The 20,678-nt window shown below is 44.8% G+C and carries 19 protein-coding genes, 1 tRNA gene and 2 rRNA genes; 15 read left to right on the top strand and 7 right to left on the bottom strand.

The window, feature by feature from the left end; all coding sequences use genetic code 11:
- Positions 1 to 175: 175 nt before the first annotated feature.
- From NST94_RS00435 to NST94_RS00485, 11 genes are all read left to right on the top strand, one after another.
- A 23S ribosomal RNA gene (locus tag NST94_RS00435) occupies positions 176 to 3,101 on the top strand.
- A gap of 129 nt (positions 3,102 to 3,230) precedes the next feature.
- Positions 3,231 to 3,347 (top strand): 5S ribosomal RNA (rrf, locus tag NST94_RS00440).
- Positions 3,348 to 3,779: 432 nt separating this feature from the next.
- A complete protein-coding gene (gene guaB, locus NST94_RS00445) occupies positions 3,780 to 5,237 on the top strand; it encodes an IMP dehydrogenase (RefSeq protein ID WP_036679982.1) in 1,458 nt (485 codons plus the stop codon).
- A 125-nt stretch (positions 5,238 to 5,362) separates the two neighbouring features.
- Positions 5,363 to 6,757: a D-alanyl-D-alanine carboxypeptidase family protein gene (locus NST94_RS00450; RefSeq protein ID WP_339281542.1), complete on the top strand. Its 1,395-nt coding sequence runs from the start codon at positions 5,363 to 5,365 to the stop codon at positions 6,755 to 6,757.
- Between the two features lie 112 nt (positions 6,758 to 6,869).
- The gene (gene pdxS / locus NST94_RS00455; RefSeq protein ID WP_036679980.1) at positions 6,870 to 7,751 is read left to right on the top strand and encodes a pyridoxal 5'-phosphate synthase lyase subunit PdxS; all 882 of its coding nucleotides are present in this window, start codon (positions 6,870 to 6,872) and stop codon (positions 7,749 to 7,751) included.
- An 18-nt stretch (positions 7,752 to 7,769) separates the two neighbouring features.
- On the top strand, positions 7,770 to 8,366 hold the full coding sequence (gene pdxT / locus NST94_RS00460) for a pyridoxal 5'-phosphate synthase glutaminase subunit PdxT (RefSeq protein WP_339281543.1): 597 nt from the start codon (positions 7,770 to 7,772) through the stop codon (positions 8,364 to 8,366).
- 74 nt (positions 8,367 to 8,440) lie between these two features.
- Positions 8,441 to 9,727 (top strand): serine--tRNA ligase, encoded by a 1,287-nt coding sequence (gene serS / locus NST94_RS00465; RefSeq protein WP_038568043.1) that lies wholly within the window; start codon positions 8,441 to 8,443, stop codon positions 9,725 to 9,727.
- A gap of 67 nt (positions 9,728 to 9,794) precedes the next feature.
- Positions 9,795 to 9,883: transfer RNA gene (locus tag NST94_RS00470), tRNA-Ser, on the top strand.
- A gap of 146 nt (positions 9,884 to 10,029) precedes the next feature.
- Positions 10,030 to 10,371 carry a hypothetical protein gene (locus NST94_RS00475; RefSeq protein ID WP_036679977.1) on the top strand — a complete coding sequence of 114 codons (342 nt, stop codon included), beginning with the start codon at positions 10,030 to 10,032 and terminating at the stop codon, positions 10,369 to 10,371.
- Between the two features lie 11 nt (positions 10,372 to 10,382).
- A complete protein-coding gene (locus NST94_RS00480; protein WP_036679976.1) occupies positions 10,383 to 10,535 on the top strand; it encodes a small acid-soluble spore protein P in 153 nt (50 codons plus the stop codon).
- 105 nt (positions 10,536 to 10,640) lie between these two features.
- Entirely contained in the window at positions 10,641 to 11,732 is a 1,092-nt protein-coding gene (locus tag NST94_RS00485; RefSeq protein ID WP_076130388.1) for a hypothetical protein, read from the top strand.
- A 105-nt stretch (positions 11,733 to 11,837) separates the two neighbouring features.
- On the opposite strand, the gene NST94_RS00490 is transcribed toward NST94_RS00485, so the two are convergent.
- The gene (locus NST94_RS00490; protein WP_339281544.1) at positions 11,838 to 12,407 is read right to left on the bottom strand and encodes a GNAT family protein; all 570 of its coding nucleotides are present in this window, start codon (positions 12,405 to 12,407) and stop codon (positions 11,838 to 11,840) included.
- On the bottom strand, positions 12,408 to 12,923 hold the full coding sequence (gene tadA, locus NST94_RS00495) for a tRNA adenosine(34) deaminase TadA (RefSeq protein WP_256716154.1): 516 nt from the start codon (positions 12,921 to 12,923) through the stop codon (positions 12,408 to 12,410).
- Between the two features lie 310 nt (positions 12,924 to 13,233).
- Between tadA and NST94_RS00500 the strand changes: the two genes are divergently transcribed.
- Positions 13,234 to 15,561: an ATP-binding protein gene (locus NST94_RS00500; RefSeq protein ID WP_339281545.1), complete on the top strand. Its 2,328-nt coding sequence runs from the start codon at positions 13,234 to 13,236 to the stop codon at positions 15,559 to 15,561.
- Positions 15,551 to 16,252, top strand: a complete 702-nt coding sequence (gene rluF, locus NST94_RS00505; RefSeq protein ID WP_036679985.1) for a 23S rRNA pseudouridine(2604) synthase RluF — start codon at positions 15,551 to 15,553, stop codon at positions 16,250 to 16,252. The genes NST94_RS00500 and rluF overlap by 11 nt, the downstream gene beginning before the upstream one ends.
- 112 nt (positions 16,253 to 16,364) lie before the next feature.
- On the opposite strand, the gene motB is transcribed toward rluF, so the two are convergent.
- Positions 16,365 to 17,180 (bottom strand): flagellar motor protein MotB, encoded by an 816-nt coding sequence (motB, locus tag NST94_RS00510; RefSeq protein ID WP_076130384.1) that lies wholly within the window; start codon positions 17,178 to 17,180, stop codon positions 16,365 to 16,367.
- Positions 17,164 to 17,964, bottom strand: a complete 801-nt coding sequence (gene motA, locus NST94_RS00515) for a flagellar motor stator protein MotA (RefSeq protein WP_036679967.1) — start codon at positions 17,962 to 17,964, stop codon at positions 17,164 to 17,166. The genes motB and motA overlap by 17 nt, the downstream gene beginning before the upstream one ends.
- A 206-nt stretch (positions 17,965 to 18,170) precedes the next feature.
- Between motA and NST94_RS00520 the strand changes: the two genes are divergently transcribed.
- Complete coding sequence (locus NST94_RS00520) at positions 18,171 to 18,464, top strand: hypothetical protein (protein WP_036679966.1); 294 nt, start codon at positions 18,171 to 18,173, stop codon at positions 18,462 to 18,464.
- A gap of 228 nt (positions 18,465 to 18,692) precedes the next feature.
- Positions 18,693 to 18,980: a 4a-hydroxytetrahydrobiopterin dehydratase gene (locus NST94_RS00525; RefSeq protein WP_076187214.1), complete on the top strand. Its 288-nt coding sequence runs from the start codon at positions 18,693 to 18,695 to the stop codon at positions 18,978 to 18,980.
- An 82-nt stretch (positions 18,981 to 19,062) separates the two neighbouring features.
- Here the strand turns inward: NST94_RS00525 and NST94_RS00530 are convergent, their stop codons facing one another.
- The 3 genes from NST94_RS00530 to NST94_RS00540 form a co-directional block, all read right to left on the bottom strand.
- Positions 19,063 to 19,419 carry a cytochrome c gene (locus NST94_RS00530; RefSeq protein ID WP_036679962.1) on the bottom strand — a complete coding sequence of 119 codons (357 nt, stop codon included), beginning with the start codon at positions 19,417 to 19,419 and terminating at the stop codon, positions 19,063 to 19,065.
- A gap of 127 nt (positions 19,420 to 19,546) precedes the next feature.
- A complete protein-coding gene (locus NST94_RS00535) occupies positions 19,547 to 20,032 on the bottom strand; it encodes a GNAT family N-acetyltransferase (RefSeq protein ID WP_076187212.1) in 486 nt (161 codons plus the stop codon).
- Positions 20,033 to 20,221: 189 nt separating this feature from the next.
- Positions 20,222 to 20,674, bottom strand: a complete 453-nt coding sequence (locus tag NST94_RS00540; RefSeq protein WP_232061490.1) for a C40 family peptidase — start codon at positions 20,672 to 20,674, stop codon at positions 20,222 to 20,224.
- Between the last annotated feature and the right edge of the window lie 4 nt (positions 20,675 to 20,678).

The raw sequence follows: 20,678 nt of genomic DNA on the forward strand, positions 1-20,678 counted from the left end.
TGCTCAGTTTTGAGAGTTTAAGCTCTCAGTAAGACTTGATCCTTGAAAACTGGATACCGAAACGAATTTGCGTTTTAGAACATCTTTTAGCAACTTGTGCAAACAAGTAAATGTTATTAGTGAGATGATTCCAAAGAGAATGTCATCGTATGATATTTTCCGACGGAAAAATCAAGGTTAAGCTAATAAGAGCACACGGAGGATGCCTAGGCGCCAGGAGCCGACGAAGGACGTGGCGAACAACGAAACTGCCTCGGGGAGCTGTAAGCAAGCTTTGATCCGGGGGTGTCCGAATGGGGAAACCCAGCTGTGGTAATTCGCAGTTACTCATTTCTGAATACATAGGAAATGTAGAGGCAGACCAGGGGAACTGAAACATCTAAGTACCCTGAGGAAGAGAAAACAATAGTGATTCCGTCAGTAGCGGCGAGCGAACGCGGAACAGCCTAAACCTAAGAGCTTGCTCTTAGGGGTTGTGGGACGTCTCACATGGAGTTACAAAGGAATATGGTAGGTGAAGAGGTCTGGAAAGGCCCGCGATAGAGGTAAAAGCCCTGTAGCCTAAACTGTATTCTCTCCGAGACGGATCCCGAGTAGTGCGGGGCACGTGAAACCCCGTATGAATCCAGCAGGACCATCTGCTAAGGCTAAATACTACCTGGCGACCGATAGTGAAACAGTACCGTGAGGGAAAGGTGAAAAGCACCCCGGAAGGGGAGTGAAATAGAACCTGAAACCGTGTGCTTACAAAAAGTCAGAGCCCTATTAATGGGTGATGGCGTGCCTTTTGTAGAATGAACCGGCGAGTTACGTTTAACATGCAAGGTTAAGCCGAGAAGGTGGAGCCGCAGCGAAAGCGAGTCTGAATAGGGCGAATTAGTATGTGGACGTAGACCCGAAACCGTGTGATCTACCCCTGTCCAGGGTGAAGGTGCGGTAACACGCACTGGAGGCCCGAACCCACGTACGTTGAAAAGTGCGGGGATGAGGTGGGGGTAGCGGAGAAATTCCAATCGAACTCGGAGATAGCTGGTTCTCCCCGAAATAGCTTTAGGGCTAGCCTCGGTATAAGAGTAGTGGAGGTAGAGCACTGATTGGGTGCGGGGTCCGCAAGGATTACCAAGCTCAGTCAAACTCCGAATGCCATATACTTATTGCCGGGAGTCAGACAGTGAGTGCTAAGATCCATTGTCAAAAGGGAAACAGCCCAGACCATCAGCTAAGGTCCCCAAGTGTGTGTTAAGTGGGAAAGGATGTGGAGTTGCACAGACAACCAGGATGTTGGCTTAGAAGCAGCCACCATTGAAAGAGTGCGTAATAGCTCACTGGTCGAGTGACTCTGCGCCGAAAATGTAACGGGGCTAAACACACCACCGAAGCTATGGCTAGATGCTTTGCATCTGGGGTAGGGGAGCGTTGTGTAGGGGTTGAAGGTGTACTGAAAAGAGCGCTGGACACTACACAAGTGAGAATGCCGGTATGAGTAACGAAAAGATCAGTGAGAATCTGATCCGCCGAAAGCCCAAGGTTTCCTGAGGAAGGCTCGTCCGCTCAGGGTAAGTCGGGACCTAAGGCGAGGCCGAAAGGCGTAGTCGAAGGACAACAGTTTGAAATTACTGTACCACCGTAATCCGCTATGAGCGATGGGGTGACGCAGGAGGGTAGTGACGCGGACTGATGGATGTCCGTCTAAGCAGTGAGGCTGATGTGTAGGCAAATCCGCACATCATTAAGGCTGGGCTGTGATGGGGAGCGAAAATTATAGTAGCGAAGGTCATGATCTCACACTGCCAAGAAAAGCCTCTAGCCAGGAGAAGGTGCCCGTACCGCAAACCGACACAGGTAGGCGAGAAGAGAATTCTAAGGCGCGCGGAAGAACTCTCGTTAAGGAACTCGGCAAAATGACCCCGTAACTTCGGGAGAAGGGGTGCCCCGGTAGTGTGAATAGCACGAGGGGGCCGCAGTGAAAAGGCCCAAGCGACTGTTTAGCAAAAACACAGGTCTGTGCGAAGCCGCAAGGCGAAGTATACGGGCTGACGCCTGCCCGGTGCTGGAAGGTTAAGGGGAGTGGTTAGGGGTAACCCGAAGCTATGAACCGAAGCCCCAGTAAACGGCGGCCGTAACTATAACGGTCCTAAGGTAGCGAAATTCCTTGTCAGGTAAATTCTGACCCGCACGAATGGCGTAACGACTTGGGCGCTGTCTCAACGAGAGATCCGGTGAAATTTTAATACCTGTGAAGATGCAGGTTACCCGCGACAAGACGGAAAGACCCCATGGAGCTTTACTGCAGCTTGATATTGAATTTGGGTACGATCTGTACAGGATAGGTGGGAGCCGTAGAAATCGGAGCGCAAGCTTCGGTGGAGGCGCCGTTGGGATACCACCCTGATCGTATCTAGGTTCTAACCTAGTACCCTTACCGGGTACGGGGACCGTGTCAGGCGGGCAGTTTGACTGGGGCGGTCGCCTCCTAAAGAGTAACGGAGGCGTTCCAAGGTTCCCTCAGAATGGTTGGAAATCATTCGCAGAGTGCAAAGGCATAAGGGAGCTTGACTGCGAGACCTACAAGTCGAGCAGGGACGAAAGTCGGACTTAGTGATCCGGTGGTACCGCATGGAAGGGCCATCGCTCAACGGATAAAAGCTACCCTGGGGATAACAGGCTTATCTCCCCCAAGAGTCCACATCGACGGGGAGGTTTGGCACCTCGATGTCGGCTCATCGCATCCTGGGGCTGAAGTAGGTCCCAAGGGTTGGGCTGTTCGCCCATTAAAGCGGTACGCGAGCTGGGTTCAGAACGTCGTGAGACAGTTCGGTCCCTATCTGTCGTGGGCGCAGGAAATTTGAGAGGAGCTGTCCTTAGTACGAGAGGACCGGGATGGACGTACCGCTGGTGCACCAGTTGTTCCGCCAGGAGCATGGCTGGGTAGCTACGTACGGACGGGATAAGCGCTGAAAGCATCTAAGCGTGAAGCCCCCCTCAAGATGAGATTTCCCAATTAGTAAGACCCCTTGAAGACGACGAGGTAGATAGGTTGGAGGTGGAAGTGCAGCAATGCATGGAGCTGACCAATACTAATCGGTCGAGGGCTTATCCTATACGTAGAATGCAGATTCGTTTCGGATTCAGTTTTCAGGCGATCAAGCCTGTAACACGCTTAGAAATTCATTGTCACTTCTGGTGATGAACCGAATTTCACGCGGCAGCGTCTGTTTCACAGACGCATGTTTGGTGGCGATAGCGGAGGGGTTCCACGCGTACCCATCCCGAACACGACCGTTAAGCCCTCCAGCGCCGATGGTACTTGGACCGAAGGGTCCTGGGAGAGTAGGACGTTGCCAAGCACACAAGACCACTGTTGAGTAATCGACAGTGGTCTTTTTGTTATGTAAATAAAGAATTCATTAGGCTATATTTTGAGATACTAAGATGGAGATAAGCGTGGCTTAAAAGGTGAACAGAGATGCATTGTGAATTTTTTACACACTAAATTGTCCGCCCAGCACGGACTAACGTCCAATAATTCGCTTACTCGGCGGCCGTTTTTTGAATACCTACTCTGATGATGTAATGTTCTTGACAGTCCAAATGCCCTTTGCTAAGATGGCAATAATATATTTTTGGATAAGCATCTCAAACCTTAATTGAAGATCTACACTTGTTCAGCCCCCAGATGTACAGAATTGTCTGTCGTGAATGGACTGGAGTCAAAGGTTCTTCTTTCATAAAGTTTGTAGGCGGGTATAATTTAAAACAACCGAGGAGGAATGACCCAGGTGTGGAAAGATAAGTTTGGTAAAGAAGGTCTAACTTTTGATGATGTGCTGCTGGTTCCGCGTAAATCTGAGGTACTGCCTAAAGAAGTGGATTTGACCACAGTTCTAAGTAAGAATGTGAAGTTGAATATTCCACTTATGAGTGCAGGTATGGACACAGTCACAGAAGCCGCCATGGCCATTGCAATTGCTCGTGAGGGTGGCATCGGGATTATACACAAGAATATGCCTGTAGAGCAGCAAGCGGAAGAAGTAGATCGTGTGAAGCGTTCCGAGAGCGGAGTTATTACGAATCCATTCTCACTTACGGCAGAACACATGGTATCTGATGCAGAGCTTTTAATGGGTAAATATCGCATTTCCGGAGTGCCGATTGTAGACAGTGACAATAAACTTGTCGGTATTCTGACTAATAGAGACTTACGCTTTATTCATGATTTCAATATTCAAATTAAAGAAGTTATGACACATGAGAATCTTGTAACAGCTGCTGTGGGTACAACCCTTCAGGAAGCAGAAGGTATCCTGCAACGTCATAAGATCGAGAAGCTCCCCCTTGTGGACGAGAATAATATTCTTAAGGGCCTCATCACCATTAAGGATATTGAAAAAGCTATTCAATTCCCTAACGGAGCCAAAGATGCACATGGCCGTCTACTTGTTGGAGCAGCTGTTGGTATCTCTAAAGACACCTTCGAACGTACTGCAGCATTAGTAAAAGCTGGTGTGGATCTGATTGTAGTCGATTCTGCACATGGTCACCACATTAATATTATTGAAGCGGTTCGCCAAATTCGTGAGTTGTATCCTGATCTTACGATTGTTGCTGGTAACGTAGCTACAGGCGAAGCAACCCGTGAACTTATTGAAGCTGGTGCATCTGTAGTTAAAGTAGGTATTGGACCAGGATCGATCTGTACAACACGCGTTATCGCTGGTATCGGCGTACCACAGGTTACAGCCATTTATGATTGTGCCACAGTTGCTCGTGAGTACGGAATTCCTATTATCGCTGATGGCGGTATTAAGTATTCTGGGGAGATCACTAAGGCTATCGCAGCGGGTGCTCATGCTGTAATGATGGGAAGTATGTTTGCGGGTACAGAAGAAAGCCCAGGGGAATCTGAGCTTTATCAAGGCCGTAAATTTAAAGTATATCGTGGTATGGGCAGCATGAGTGCCATGAAACAAGGCAGTAAAGACCGTTATTTCCAAGATGATGATAAAAAGCTCGTTCCTGAAGGAATTGAGGGACGTATTGCTTTTAAAGGGCCTCTTTCGGACACTGTTCATCAATTGATCGGCGGATTGCGCTCAGGTATGGGCTATTGCGGTACAAAGTCATTGGAAGAACTGCGTAACGATACTTCTTTCATTCGTATCACAAGTGCTGGACTTCGTGAGAGCCACCCGCATGATGTGCAAATTACAAAAGAAGCTCCAAACTATTCCGTATAATGGACTAACCGTATTATTTTTTGGACAGACAGGACTATTTCGTCCTGTCTGTCTTTTTTTGCGGGTACCCCTGTGTTAGAATAGAACAAGCTATTGATATGAGATTTAAAGGAGAGTCGTAATCATTGAAGCACAAACTAAAATTTAATGGTAAGCAAATTGTAATTAAGACAGCGACTGTAGGTCTGCTTTTAAATATGTTAATGAACCCTGTAATTCCAGCATTGGCTGAAGCGGGCAAAACTCCGGTTACAACCGAAGGTGCCGCAACTGCTACTGAAACTGCACCCAAGACCAACGCAGTTAAGATCCCTTCTGTGGAATCTCTTAACTTGGAATTGAGTTCTGCTATTCTAATAGAACCAACTACAGGCCAAGTACTTATGGCTCTAAATCCAGATACACCACTCCCACCTGCGAGTATGACCAAGATGATGACTGAATATCTTGTATCTGATGCCGTGAAAAAAGGAGACATCTCTTGGGATCAAAAGGTTATCATTCAAGAGAATGCTTCCAAACAGGTCGGATCACGAATTTTTCTGGCGGCTGGAGATGAACATACGGTTAAAGAGCTATACATAGCGATGGCTGTAGGATCGGCGAATGATGCCACGGTTGCTTTGGCAGAATTGGTATCGGGTTCAGAAGAACAATTCGTAGAACTAATGAATCAGACTGCACAGAAAATGGGCATGAAAAATACCTATTTTATTAACTCAACCGGACTTGATCGGGCAGACATGCCGAAGAAATTCCGTCCTGATCTTGATAAAGAGACTGTAATGTCAGCTAGAGATGCAGCTACTCTTGCTAAATTTATAGTTACTGACCACCCGGACTTCACTGAATTTACAACGATTCAGTCTTATAAATTCCGTGATCGGGATACAGCGCCGATCATTAACTACAACTGGATGCTGGAAGCTAACAAAAGTATTCCCAACTTTAAGGCATATGCTTATCCAGGTCTAGATGGACTGAAGACTGGCCATACCACAAATGCAGGTAACTGCTTTACCGGTACTGCTGTGCGTGATGGAATGCGTCTAATCAGTGTTGTTATGGGTGCTAACTCAGAGGCACATCGATTCACAGAAACTAAAAAAGTGCTCGACTACGGATTTAACAACTTTGAAATTAAACAGGTTGTAGCTCCGAAGGCTGTTATTGCTGGCACGGAAACAGTTCCGGTACTGAAAGGAAAGAATAAAGATGTTTCTATAGTTACTGATGAAGGAGTTTCTTTCATTGTTCCTAAGGGAACTGTTTCTCCTGAAGTTACTACAACTGTTGTAACAAATGACCCTGCAACTTTGGTTGCTCCTATAGCTCAGTCCTCTAAAGTAGGTAAAGTTACCTATTCCTACAAGGCTGAAGGCATGCAAGCAGCACAGGAGAAAACAGTTAATCTGATCACTGTAGAGGAAGCTGAGAAAGCTGGCTGGTTCAAGTTGTTCCTTAGAGCGATTGGCGATTTCTTCGGTGATTTATTTTCAGGGATCAAGAACTTGTTCTAATGCAGTTTGGTGTCGAAATCAGCAGTAAATCCGAGTAAATGGGTTGTAGATTTCCCTTCATTGGGGTAAAATTACAAGTTAGATTAAGATAGATCATTCGGGGGGTTAGGACATGGAAACAGGTACATCGCGAGTTAAAAGAGGCATGGCAGAAATGCAAAAAGGCGGCGTCATTATGGACGTCATGAATGCAGAGCAAGCAAAAATTGCTGAGGCTGCTGGTGCAGTTGCTGTTATGGCTCTGGAACGCGTACCTTCTGACATTCGTGCAGCTGGCGGTGTAGCACGGATGGCCGATCCTACAATTGTAGAAGAGGTTCTCAAGGTGGTAAGTATCCCTGTTATGGCTAAGGCTCGTATCGGCCATTATGTAGAAGCGAAAGTTCTAGAATCTTTGGGTGTTGATTACTTGGATGAGAGTGAAGTTCTTACTCCTGCTGATGAAGTATTCCATATTGATAAACATGAGTTCACCGTTCCTTTTGTATGTGGAGCGAAGGACTTGGGAGAAGCACTGAGACGTATTAACGAAGGTGCCTCCATGATCCGTACAAAAGGTGAACCAGGAACAGGCAACATTGTTGAGGCCGTGCGTCACATGCGCTTTATCAACAGTCAAATCCGTAAAGTAACGAATTTGTCCAAGGACGAGCTATATAATGAAGCAAAGAACCTGGGAGTTTCCTACGAGCTGTTGCTCGAAGTACATGAGCTTGGCAAACTGCCGGTTGTTAACTTTGCCGCTGGGGGTGTAGCTACTCCTGCAGATGCTGCTCTTATGATGCATTTGGGTGCTGATGGTGTATTCGTAGGCTCGGGTATTTTTAAATCGGACAATCCTGAGAAATTTGCGCGTGCGATTGTTGAAGCCACTACACACTATACTGATTACAAACTGATTGCTGAAGTATCCAAGAACCTTGGTGCACCAATGAAGGGGATTGATATTGCAACTCTCACCCCGGCTGAACGTATGTCGGAGCGTGGCCGTTAATAGAGAGAAGGTTGTAGGATGAAGATAGGAGTATTGGCGCTGCAAGGCGCTGTTACGGAGCATATTGTTAGTATAGAGAAGACCGGTGCAGAAGGCGTGCCTATCAAGCGTGTGGAGCAGCTAGAAGAGGTTGAAGGCCTGATTATCCCCGGCGGAGAAAGTACAACGATTGGAAAGCTAATGCGGAAATATGGCTTCATAGAAGCCATCCGTGATTTTTCTGATCAGGGTAAGCCTATTTTTGGCACATGTGCGGGTATGATCGTGCTGGCCAAAAAAATTGCCGGTGGTGAACCGGGGCATTTGGAGCTAATGGATATTATCGTAGCCCGGAATGCATTCGGCCGCCAACGGGAAAGCTTTGAATGTGATCTGGAGGTTAAAGGCATTGATGAGCCGGTTCGTGCTGTGTTTATACGTGCACCGCTTATCAACGAGGTAGGACCGGGAGTTGATGTGCTTACAGTCTATAATGATGAGATTGTAACCGCGCGCGAAGGCAACTTGCTGGTGTGTTCTTTTCATCCAGAACTGACCGATGATTTCAGACTGCACCAATATTTTGCCGATATGGTAGAGGCGAATAGGGAAGTCCAACAACAAAATTGCATATAAAGAACATCCTGACTCTTTCAAAGCTGTAATCAGCATTTTGAAAGAGTTTAGGCTGTTTTCAGGAGGGAAACTTTGTGTTAGATGTAAAAATACTACGTAGTGATTACGCAAGAGTGGAAGAGGCTTTAGAAAAACGGGGCAAATCACTGGACTTAATTGCTGATTTTCCACAACTTGATTTGCGTCGACGTGAATTACTGCAAGAAACCGAAGGTCTTAAGAACCGTCGTAATACAGTTTCAGGTGAAGTAGCGAAAAAGAAAAAGAACGGCGAACCAGCAGATGATCTAATTACAGAAATGCGTACAGTGTCTGACCGAATTAAAGAGCTTGATGATGAAGTACGTGAACTGGAAGCTCAGATTGCTGATCTTACTATGAATATCCCTAATATTCCTCATGATTCAGTTCCAGTAGGGAAGTCTGAGGATGATAACGTTGAATTACGCCGCTGGTCGGAGCCCAAAGAGTTCGGATTCACTCCGAAATCACATTGGGAGCTTGCGCAGCAGCTTGATATTATTGATTTTGAAGCTGCAGCAAAGGTTACAGGATCCCGGTTTGTTTTCTATAAAGGACTCGGAGCACGTCTCGAACGGGCGCTGATTAACTTTATGATGGATCTTCACAGTGGTGAGCATAACTATGAGGAAATGCTGCCGCCTTACATTGTGAACAAAGACAGCTTGTATGGTACAGGACAACTGCCTAAATTCGAAGAGGATCTGTTCAAGCTGCGGGATACCGAATACTATTTGATTCCTACAGCTGAAGTACCGGTAACGAACTACTATCGCGAAGAGATTTTAACGGCAGCTGACCTGCCTAAATACCATGTAGCTTACAGCTCTTGTTTCCGTTCTGAGGCGGGCTCGGCGGGCCGTGATACTCGCGGTTTGATTCGCCAGCATCAATTCAACAAGGTAGAGTTGGTGAAGCTCACCACCCCTGAATCCTCTTATGAGGAATTAGAAAAAATGACAGCAGACGCTGAAAGTGTGCTGCAGCTGTTAGGACTGCCTTATCGTGTACTTGGGTTATGTACGGCTGATATGGGCTTTACATCGGCTAAGACGTATGATTTGGAAGTGTGGTTGCCTGAGAGTGGGATGTACCGTGAGATCTCCTCTTGCTCAAATACAGAAGACTTCCAAGCACGCCGGGCAAATATTCGTTTCCGTAAGGATCCAAAATCGAAGCCTGAATTTGTTCATACGCTGAACGGCTCTGCTTTGGCTGTTGGACGTACGGTTGCTGCAATTCTTGAGAATTATCAGCAAGAGGATGGCAGTGTTCTGATTCCAGAATGCCTACAACCTTATATGCGCAATGTAAAATCGATACAACCAAAAACTATTTAAAGATATAGTTGCTTTTTCTTTGCATTGTATGGTACAATCCTAATGCATGTGAAATTTAAATGCATTTGGAGAGGTACCGAAGCGGTCATAACGGGGCGGTCTTGAAAACCGTTAGGGTGCAAGCCCACATGGGTTCGAATCCCATCCTCTCCGCCATTCCTTTATGAACTTAAAGAATAATTAGATAGAAACCGTTCCCTCTGGGGGACGGTTTTTTTGTTTTGTTTGGTAGACCCAGTTCTATTGAGAATAAAAAGCTTCATTTCTCCGCAATGTATTAGAGAAGGAGGATGATCATAATCATGGATAGATCATTAGAAGTTGATCAGCATAAGCTTGTCTCAGCCTGGCAGGAGCGTTTGCCGGCGTTGATGGATGATGGGGATAGTTTCAGTGTGCTGGCGGATAATGGGGATCCGAATAGCTTGCTGATTCATTTTAATGCGGCAGGTCATCAAGGCTATTCACTGGATTTTCGCTGCAAGTATGTAGATAGCAGAGAAGTGGCAGTGGATCTGCTGGATGTGGAACAGAGCGGTCTCCATATTGATGAGCGTAGCGATGCCGTACAGCAGCTGGCACAGCAATACTCACGGCAAATTCATGAATGTGCTCAGGCTCTTCAGAACTTGACCAATCCTTAGGAGGAATGAAAATGTCGAAACCAAAAAGTATCCCTGTTCCTGGGGCAGAGCCAACAAGTGGTGAGCGGAGAAAAGACCATGCTCCTTCAGGTCCAGAACCGCTTTCAGGTTCTAAAAAGGTGAAACAAGCGAACCATGTTGACCACCATAATCCACAAGGTTAACAAATAAAAACGTTAAGAATTTTAAAGAAGTGTTTCTTGATTTTTACAAATGGTTTATCATAGGAGGGGGAGAGATTTCTTTTACAATGGGAGAGGAGAACAATAATGAACAAAAAGTGGGGTTTGTCGGCCGCTGCATTGCTGCTTACAGCAGCAGTAATTCTGCCGGGATGTGCAAGTAAACAGGAGGCGCCAAAAGAGGCCTTAAAATCAGCCGCTACTAAAGCGACTACAATGTCATCTTATGAGATGAAGAGTAAATTCACGATCAACGATCTTACGATCGAGACCTCTGACGCTGAATCTGCTGCAATGACTACACAGGTACTTAGTATGCTTAAGAATGCTGATATTACCATTGATGGGGTATATCAAGCAGAGCCAATGCAGACAGAACTAACTATGGTTCTGAATCTGAAAGGCGATATGAGCATGAGCTTTAATGTTCCTATGGTAATGACTGCCGAGAAGTTGTATGTTAAGATTCCATCTATTCCTTTCGTACCGATTCCTGAGACGATCCTCAATAAGTTTGTAGAGGTTGATCTGAAGGCGTTGGCAGAGCAGGAGGGTGCAGAATTTAACCCAAGTACGATGGATACTCAAAAAATGCAGAAGCTGTCTAATGAAGTGGTGGACACTGTCCTAGCTGAATATGACGAAGAAAAATATTTTAACGAGATTGATCCCAAAGATGCTAATTTACCAGAAGGTGTGGAAGCTAAACAAGTCGTTCAGTTCCAAGTGACTAACGATAATGTTAAAGAAGCAATCACTATCTTGGTGAATAATGCCCTGCCTAAAATTATTGATATCGTAAGCAAGGAAGAATACAAGGATATGCTGCAGATTAAAGATGCAGATCTAGCTAAGGCTAAAGAAGAACTGACATCAGGTGAAGCTAGAACTGAATTGGATAAGGGCTTAGCTGATCTTGATAAGTACCTTACCATCAACCAGTTCCACTATAATACTGCGATCAATAAGGACGGATACGCTGTGTATCAGGATTTATTGATGGATGTTAAAGTAAATGATCCGGAAGATGGCACAAAAGTGGCCTTCTCAGTAAATGGAACGGGCCAATACAGCAAGATCAACGAAAAGCCGGTATTCAAGATTGGTATCCCTCAAGGTGATGATGTAATTACAATGGATCAACTTGGAGAAGAATTCGGTGGTTTGGGAACTTATTAATCCCAGTTCGCAAGATAAAGACCCGCATGAGGCGTATATTATACGCCCATGCGGGTCTTTTTTTAGGAAAAAAAGTAGCACTGATTCCTGCGACAATGCAGAATCCTATTTCTGTTCCTCTGTCAGCACATCTTCAGTTAAGATTGCGTAGGTTTGGTGATCCTGCCACTGTCCATTTATTTTAAGATACTGACGGGCAACCCCTTCAGGTTTAAACCCACTCTTCTCCAGGACTCTTCGGGAAGCTTCATTATGCAATAAAATAGCTGCCTGAACTCTATGTAGACCTAAGGCTCGGAAAGCATAGCCAAGGACTAATCCGACCGCTGCTGTCATATAACCTTGTCCTTGCATCCGATGATCCATTAAATATCCTAAATCAGCATATTGTGCTACACCTCGTGAGACGTTGGACAATGTGATCTGACCGATTAGCTGTCCATCCAGCAGATAAATGCCGAACATATAAGCTCTGTCCTGTAGGGCGTCCTCAATACGCTGATTGATGATCTGTTGCTGACTGTCCAGGGTAAAGAAGTGCTCATCACGTTTTGGCTCAAACGGTTCGTGGGTTACCCGGTTATTTAAACGAAGCTCCAGCAGGCTCTGTGCATCCTTAAGCTCAAGTGGAGAAATATAGATCCCTTGAGAGGTATGATATAGAGTAAGGGTCATTTAGGAGTCCTCCTTTTGTTTAATTGGCTTTTTACGTAAACGGCGAAAGAAGGAGGTGAGTAGATCTGCACATTCTTCTTGTAAAACATCCTGTATTACCTCAGTTCTATGATTAAATCGCGGCTCTTCAAGCAAGTTCATGAGGGTCCCGGCACATCCAGCTTTAGGGTCAGGCGTTCCATATACCGTGAGAGGCACTCTGGACTGCACTATTGCTCCTGCACACATCGGACAAGGTTCTAGGGTGACGTACAGCTGGCAATCCAGCAGACGCCAAGAATTCATGACATTGCTGGCCTCGCGAATGGCTACCATCTCTGCATGGGCTGTCGAATCCATTGTCGTTTCTCGTAAATTGTATCCACGTCCTATAATTTCACCATGTCGAACAATGACAGCGCCAATAGGAACCTCACCTAATGCCTCAGCTTTACGTGCTTCTGCGATCGCCTGCCTCATCCAATATTCATGAACCGCTTGTATATCTTCTGGCGATTCATTGGCTTTAATATTCAAGATCATCTTCCCTTCTTCTGTAACCATTGTACAACGAACAAATATTCGTTCTTAACAAAATGTGCATAACTCTGTGGATAACAGCCTACTTATACACATTTTTGTACACATCGGACTTTAATAATTTGTTTATATGTGCATAAGATGTGGATGGTTTCTTATATATTGTAGAGAAACACCTTTTGAATTTCAATATTTCGTGAATTAATAGGCTTGTTTTAAATGTCCTTTTCAAATGAGGGGGCAAAAGGTATGATGTTTATTATAGGCTCCGCAAGGATTTACCAGTGGATAAGAGGTGAATAACAGTTTGTCCATAAAGACAAAACTATCTGCTATTATTTTTGGAGCGGTACTGCTAATTTTAGCATTGAACCTGACATTTAACCTTTATGCCGCTCAGAATAATCTAAGAAATGAAAACGTAAATAATATGCAGATCACCGCTATGCAAATGGCTGTTTCTGTAGAACAAAGTAACTATAGCTCTAACTATGTAGAATATCAAATTGCGCATAACTTAAGAATGGCTGCCATTTTTGCCTCTAAGGAATTGGGTCCGGATTATAAGAATATAACCAACGCTCAACTAAAGGCTCTAACTTCCAAGTTGGGCGTGTCTAATATTTCAATTCTGGTAAAGACTGATAATGATATCGTGGTGACAAGGGCATCAAATCCTATTGATATTGGAATGTCCACTCAAGGTTGGGGGTACTGGTACCTTGCCCTTTTGGAGTTATTTGATAATCAGGAAGTCACTGTGGGGCAAGGTCAGGCATTGGATCATTTTTGGTCAGGCCCATTTGAATATTCAACCTACAATCCCGATTTCATTGAGAAGTGGGGTTATTATCATGATGAAGCAAGCAACTACATCATTAATCCTGTTATGCTCAATACTGCGGCTAGTGAATATGTCAAAATCACCAATCCCGATCAAATTGTAGAGCGAACCAAAGAAGTTAATCCTGGGATTTTAGAGCTTACAGGATTTAATCCAACAACATTTGGTTTAGCGAGTATGGCGGGCGATGGAAGCGATGCATTTAAAAAGAAACTTGGCAACCGCCCAATTAAGTTCGGTACCTATACTTATGGTAATGTGGAGCAAGATAAAGCGGCCATTCTATTAGCTCAGCAGAAGCAGAAGCCAGTTACACTGGAGACGAGAGTACATGGAAAAAGAGTACTCAAAAGCTTCATTCCTATCCAGACTGCTAAAATGGAACCTTATGTAATCGGTGTAGTTTTGGATTATTCTGTGATTTCATCCGTAGTTCATGAACAATTAACCAATTATTTGACTACGTCTCTGTTGTTGCTGGCATTATTTTTGCTATGTAGTTACATACTTTCAGGTTTTGTTACCCGTCCAATTCAGGCTATACTTGCTAAAGTCAATGATGTAGCGCGAGGTAAGTTCGAACCTCCATTAAGCGTAACCTCTCGTGATGAGCTAGGTCAATTAGCCTTGCGGATTAACGCTATGACTTCTCATCTTATGCAACGCACCAATCGTCTTAAGCAGACGCTGGAAGAGAACCGGGCAGTTAAGGAGCATTTGGAATCCGTAATTAACGGTACGTCGGATGCGATTCATACGTTGGATATGGAGGGACGAATCACTAGCACTAACAGAGCCTTTGAGGAGCTGTACGGATGGAGTGCAACAGAAGTGATAGGCAATATGCCATATCTTGTACCCGCGACAGCGCTTAAGCAAGAGGAAGAGCGGCTTGACGCGTTAAGAAATGGTGCAGTTCTGCCGCCGATCGAGACAGTGAGACTTAAACGGGACGGATCATTAGTTGAAGTTAGCGTTAGTACCTCGATAATTCGAGATGAAGAGGGTTATCCCCATTCCTTTATTCACGTTTCTCGTGATATGACGGAACGCAATCGAATGGAGGAGCTGCTTAGACGCTCTGAGAAACTAACTACAGTCGGCCAATTGGCCGCAGGAGTAGCTCATGAGATTCGTAATCCTCTTACCACATTAAAAGGATTTCTACAGCTTCAACAGGAGAAGGAGCTCTTGGTTCCGCTTCATATAGAGCTGATGTTATCCGAGCTGGAGCGGATTAATCTTATCGTCAGTGAATTTTTAATTCTGGCTAAGCCACAAGCCGTTCATTTTCAGGAGAAAGATCTTCGCTACATATTAGGTGATGTAGTTTCTCTATTGGATAGTCTGGCTCATCTACATGATATTCAATTTAGTACGAAATTCTCTGAACAACCTGCTACTGTACATTGTGAAGAGAACCAGCTGAAGCAGGTATTTATTAATATTGTTAAAAATGCAATTGAGGCTATGCCCGAGGGTGGAGTCATTTCGATGGAAGTTTGGAACTCTGTGGATTGCGTCTTTATTGTAATTAAAGATCAGGGTGAAGGGATTCCAGAGGACGTGCTGCCTAAGCTGGGTGAACCGTTCTTCACGAATAAGGAATCGGGGACTGGTCTTGGGTTAATGATTAGCCAGCGTATTATTCAGGCTCATAAGGGTCATTTGGAAATACAAAGTGAAGTTGGCCGGGGGACAACCGTTATGATTAAGCTGCCTGCAGCTGGAGGGGTTACACCTTGGCTCAACATTAAGGATGAACGGAGTGAAGAACAACGTGAGAATTAATAAATTCATCAGTGAGACAGGGTACTGTTCACGCCGAGAAGCAGACAAGCTTGTGGATGCCGGCAGAGTTACGATCAACGGAGAGCCTGCTGTGCTGGGCAGTCAGGCTGTTCCGGGCGATGATGTGCGAATAGATGGTATAGCGCTTGAAACCTCGAGCCAGACGGTCTACATTGCTCTAAACAAGCCGGTTGGGATTACATCAACCACAGAACAGCATATCAAGGGGAATATTGTCGATTTTGTAGGTCATCATGAGCGTATATTCCCGATTGGTCGTCTCGATAAGGATTCGGAAGGATTAATCTTGCTTACTAATGATGGTGATATCGTTAATAAAATTTTGCGGGCGGAAGGCCGGCATGAAAAAGAATATGTGGTTACCGTGGACAGACCCATTACGCCTTCATTTATTACCGGCATGTCGAGCGGTGTGAAAATATTAGGTGAGAAGACGCTGCCCTGTGAGGTCACGCGTATTACGGAGCGTGTCTTCCGTATTATTTTGACAGAGGGCAAAAATCGCCAGATTCGTCGTATGTGCAGCGCTTTTGGCTATGAGGTTCGAAAGCTGCAACGCATTCGGATTATGAATATTCGCCTGGGGGCATTGCAAACGGGAGAATGGCGGGAGCTGTCTGCTGATGAGAAGAAAGAGCTTGGAGCTACGCTGAACTACGAATTACTGTAGGAATGTTATTACAATGTTACAGGTCCATATAGAATGTAGTACTCGCAACAAAAAAGAGCTGTCCGGGGTCTAAGACCTTTGGACAGCTCTTTTTATTACCTTACGACATCACTTATTCAGCAGAGGGAACAATCCCTGTAAACTCTTTGGATTCTTGATATTTGCGAATAATGGAAACCTCTACCCGGCGATTCTTGCTTCGACCGGTAGCTGTGTCATTATCCGAAATAGGATGATACTCGCCGTATCCAATCGCACTAAATTTGCGCGGATTTAGATTCGTGTTCTGCAGCAAAATCTTCATAAACTGAAGTGCCCGATCCGCACTCAGATCCCAGTTGGATGAATAGTTGCTATTAGAAATCGGAATATCGTCGGTGTGCCCTTGCACTACTACATCATAATCCGGGAATTGCTGCAGCATCGTTGAGATGGATTTAGCTAATTGCCGCGAATCATCCTTAACAATGGCTTGGCCAGAGGCGAACAATGCGTTATCACTGATCGTAATCATTAGCTGAGATTGATTAAGCTTCGTACTGAGCAGATCAGTTAGACCGTTGCTCTTAATATATTGATCGAATTGTTTCTTAAGCTTCTCTAAATCCTCTTGTTCCTTTTGTCGTAGCTTTGCCATTTCTGCTTCTTCAGCTTTCTTGGAAGTAGAGCTACCCATCTTATCATTTTTCCCTAGATCTTCTTGAGTCTTACTAGGCATTGCTGCCCGCTCTTCAAGAATACCTGTACCGCCATTAAGTGCGGAACTGAAGGCTTGACTCATCTCTTCAAATTTCTTGGCATCCGTTGCGCTCATAGAATACATAACGATGAACAGAGCCACCAGAAGAGTCATGAGATCGGAATAAGGTAACAGCCACGATTCATCGGCATGTTCTTCATGCTCTTCGTGTCTAGTCTTTTTGCTCACCTGATCCACCGTCCTTCTCATTTAACTTAACGCGTTGCGAAGGTGTTAGGAATACAGCAAGCTTCTGATTGATGGCAATAGTAGATACACCGGACTGTATGGACAAAAGACCTTCGACCATCATCATTCGAACTTCGATTTCTTGTTTGGAGAGACGTTTCAGCTTATTAGCAATAGGATGCCATAATACGTAACCTGTAAAGATACCAAGCAAAGTGGCGATGAAGGCAGCCCCGATTGCCGCAGCCAATTTGTTCATATCACTCATATCAGCCAGAGCGGCGATGAGGCCGATAACCGCCCCGAGCACCCCAAGGGTAGGAGCATACATACCTGCCTGTGAGAAAATGAGCGCTCCTGCTTTATGTCTATCCTCTGTGGCGTGGATATCCTCCATGAGGACATCGCGGACAAAATCCTGATCATTTCCATCAATGATCATCCGCATGCCATTCCTGAGGAAGTTATCTTCTATTTCATCGACCTTTGATTCTAGAGCCAACAGACCTTCACGCCGTGTGATAGAAGCCCATTCCATAAACATAGTGATTAATTCGGGTTTACTGATTAATTTCTTTTTGATAAAGATCATTTTGAACAGACTTGGAATCTTTTTGACCTCGTTGAAAGGAAAGGCCATGAAAATAGACGCTGCCGTACCCACCAAGATAATAACGTAAGCAGCAGGTGTGGCCAAAGCATGAAGTGGAGCGTGCTTGAGGATCATGCCCCAGATTACAGCAACCAAACCAAAAATTAAACCAATTATTGTTGAAATTTCCATTTTGCACCTCGTCCGTGAGATTTAAGATGTGTTCCGACAATGCCGCGTATATCATCCTTGAAACAGCGGCAGGGCACTCTGTGCGAAACCGAATTAACGTATATTCTTATTTATCGACATCATTCGGTTTTTTGTGAAGTCATTTTTTCGGCTATAATGGATAAGGTAAGTAATTATTCATCTGTGAAGAAAACGGAGTGATATACGTGGGTGTAAAGCATGGTAGAGATTACGGTGAAATTCTAACAGATTTGACCGAAGCCGTCGGACGAATTTCCGATGGATATTTATTTTTTGAGATGGATCCGGACGAGTGGCAGGAACTACCCCAAGAATCAAAGCTGGAGGTATGGGAAGCATTGGCTGAGGATCTTTTCTTCGCGCTGGGTAATGAACCTATGATTGAGGTGGGGAGCGGCGTAATTATTTACGATAAGGACACGCACCGCATTAATATTTTAGTTGGCGAAGAGGATTTGGCTTCAGTGGTTTTAATTTAGGCGGAGGAGAAGTCTGTACGTAATTTGCCCGTAGTCAGTAGCCCGTGTTAAAATTGATAAAGCCGAGTTATAATCGCTGGGATTTGTGAATACATTAAATCGAAAATATCGCCTTTATCCTGGCACATCCCTTGGACCTCAGAAGCTAAGGGATGTTTTGTTTAAAGCCTAAGACAAGTAAAGGGAACTGCGCACTTTACTGCAATTTTTTGTAAGGGAGGAAACGAATTGTTATTTACGGAAGAGGAACTGCGTGAGGAGATCACCAAGCTAGAGGGCTGGAAGCTGGAAGATAACGTTATGGTACGAAAATATATGTTCAGCCAATATATGAAGGGCATTGCGTTTGTTGATGAAGTAGCCACGATTTCAGAAGCCTTCGATCATCATCCACATATTACGATTGATTATAAAACAGTTACACTGCGACTTGAATCTAATGAAGAAGATGGGATTACGGCTCTAGATCTTCGAGAGGCGCATCAATTTAATGAAGCCTTTGAAAAAAATCACTAGTTTAGCCGAAATCATAAAATAAACGCCCGTGCAGAGATAGTCACCTATCTCATACACGGGCGTTTTTAGTTGCTTGGGTGGGTTACTTTTTCTCTGAGAGCCAGAGTGCGACGTTGGCGATCTCTTCAGGCGCTAGTTTCTCCTTAAAGGAAGGCATTTGGCCACGTCCTTTAGTGACGATGCTATAGATTTCCTCAGCGTCATGCTGGCCACCTTCATTCTGAAGACTTGGTCCAACTCCACCTTGAAGCTGATCGCCGTGACAGGTGATACAGCTGGCTTTCACGGTTGCTTCTGCCTTTGCTGCGTCCAGTTGAACTACCGGCATCGTGGGCTTATTTTCTTCCGCTACCTCTTCTTTACCCGGAAGTGTAAACATGAGTACTACCGCAAAGGCACAGGCGGCAAAAAACAAACCGCTCATGATCCATTTCTGCATCCCAATTCGTCCCTTCTATGTAAGCTGCTCCCTACATTATAGCTTATGGTGAAGCGTTATCATAGGGTTTGTGACAAAAAAATGAACGAGAATACAATCATTCTCATGAAATATATGGTATTTAATATCATTTGTCATAGACCATGCAATAAAAAGGTTTGTCTCCTGTAGGTGTGCGGCGTTCATACGTATCTGTAATCGTAAATCCACATTTTTGATAAGTTCGAATGGCGCGTTGGTTCCAGGTCAGGACTTCTAGATCTATCTCACGATCAGGATAACGATTCAAGGCTGTCTGGACGATGGCATCTACGAATAGTTTGCCTAAACCATGGCCGCATAGATCGGGGCGCATCCCAACTCCTAAACGAACGACTCCTTCCATCGGGAACAACTGTGCGAATCCGCACAAAATCTCTTGTTCATTTAATATGGAGATATATTGTTCCTCCCGGAGCTGCGGATCGCCAAACTCGATGCCAAGAGCCTGCATCTGCTCCCACGGCATCCAGCCATAAATATTATATGGGGGCGTATAGCTCCACTTACAAATAGCTTCTCCGTGAATTGCCTCCATAGGAACAACATGAAAAGTTACCGAGGGATTTATCATAAGGTCAACGATCTCCTTTCACGAGGACATTGCTATATTACTAATTATATACAAAATGGGGGAGGTTCGACTCAGAAACTTTATATGAGAGGAATGTTTTACAAATTATGAGAGGGGTAAATAAGTAATAAGACAAAAAAACAAGCTCTCCTCCAAGAGTTACCTTGGAAAAGAGCCTATGTACGTTACTTATTGAACATCATCATTGTCTTCCGATTCAGCAGCAACCGATTGGTAAGCGTCTGTGCTCATAATGCGCTTAGCACCAACGTAGCGTTTCACGTAGTAGCTATCACTCAGAGAGCTAATCGTAACACCGCGTGAGGTAGAAGCGTGTGCGAACTTACCTTCACCGACATAAATGCCGACATGGGAGACACCTTTGCCACTTGTATTGAAGAATACAAGATCTCCGGCTCTTATATCATCACGGGAGATTGCTGTGCCCATTTGATATTGGGAACCTGATTGGTGTGGAAGGTTAATGCCAATCTTATCAAACACATACATTGTAAATCCGGAGCAATCAAATCCGTTAGTGGATATACCGCCGGATACGTATTTAGTACCGATGGCCTTGTCAATCACTTTATCCATTTTGGAATCTGCGAAAGCGCTTCCTGCTCCGATGGTGAGGATGATGGAA

Origin of the sequence: Paenibacillus sp. FSL H8-0282 (assembly GCF_037963825.1) — a bacterium.
Classification (GTDB): domain Bacteria; phylum Bacillota; class Bacilli; order Paenibacillales; family Paenibacillaceae; genus Paenibacillus_AQ; species Paenibacillus_AQ odorifer.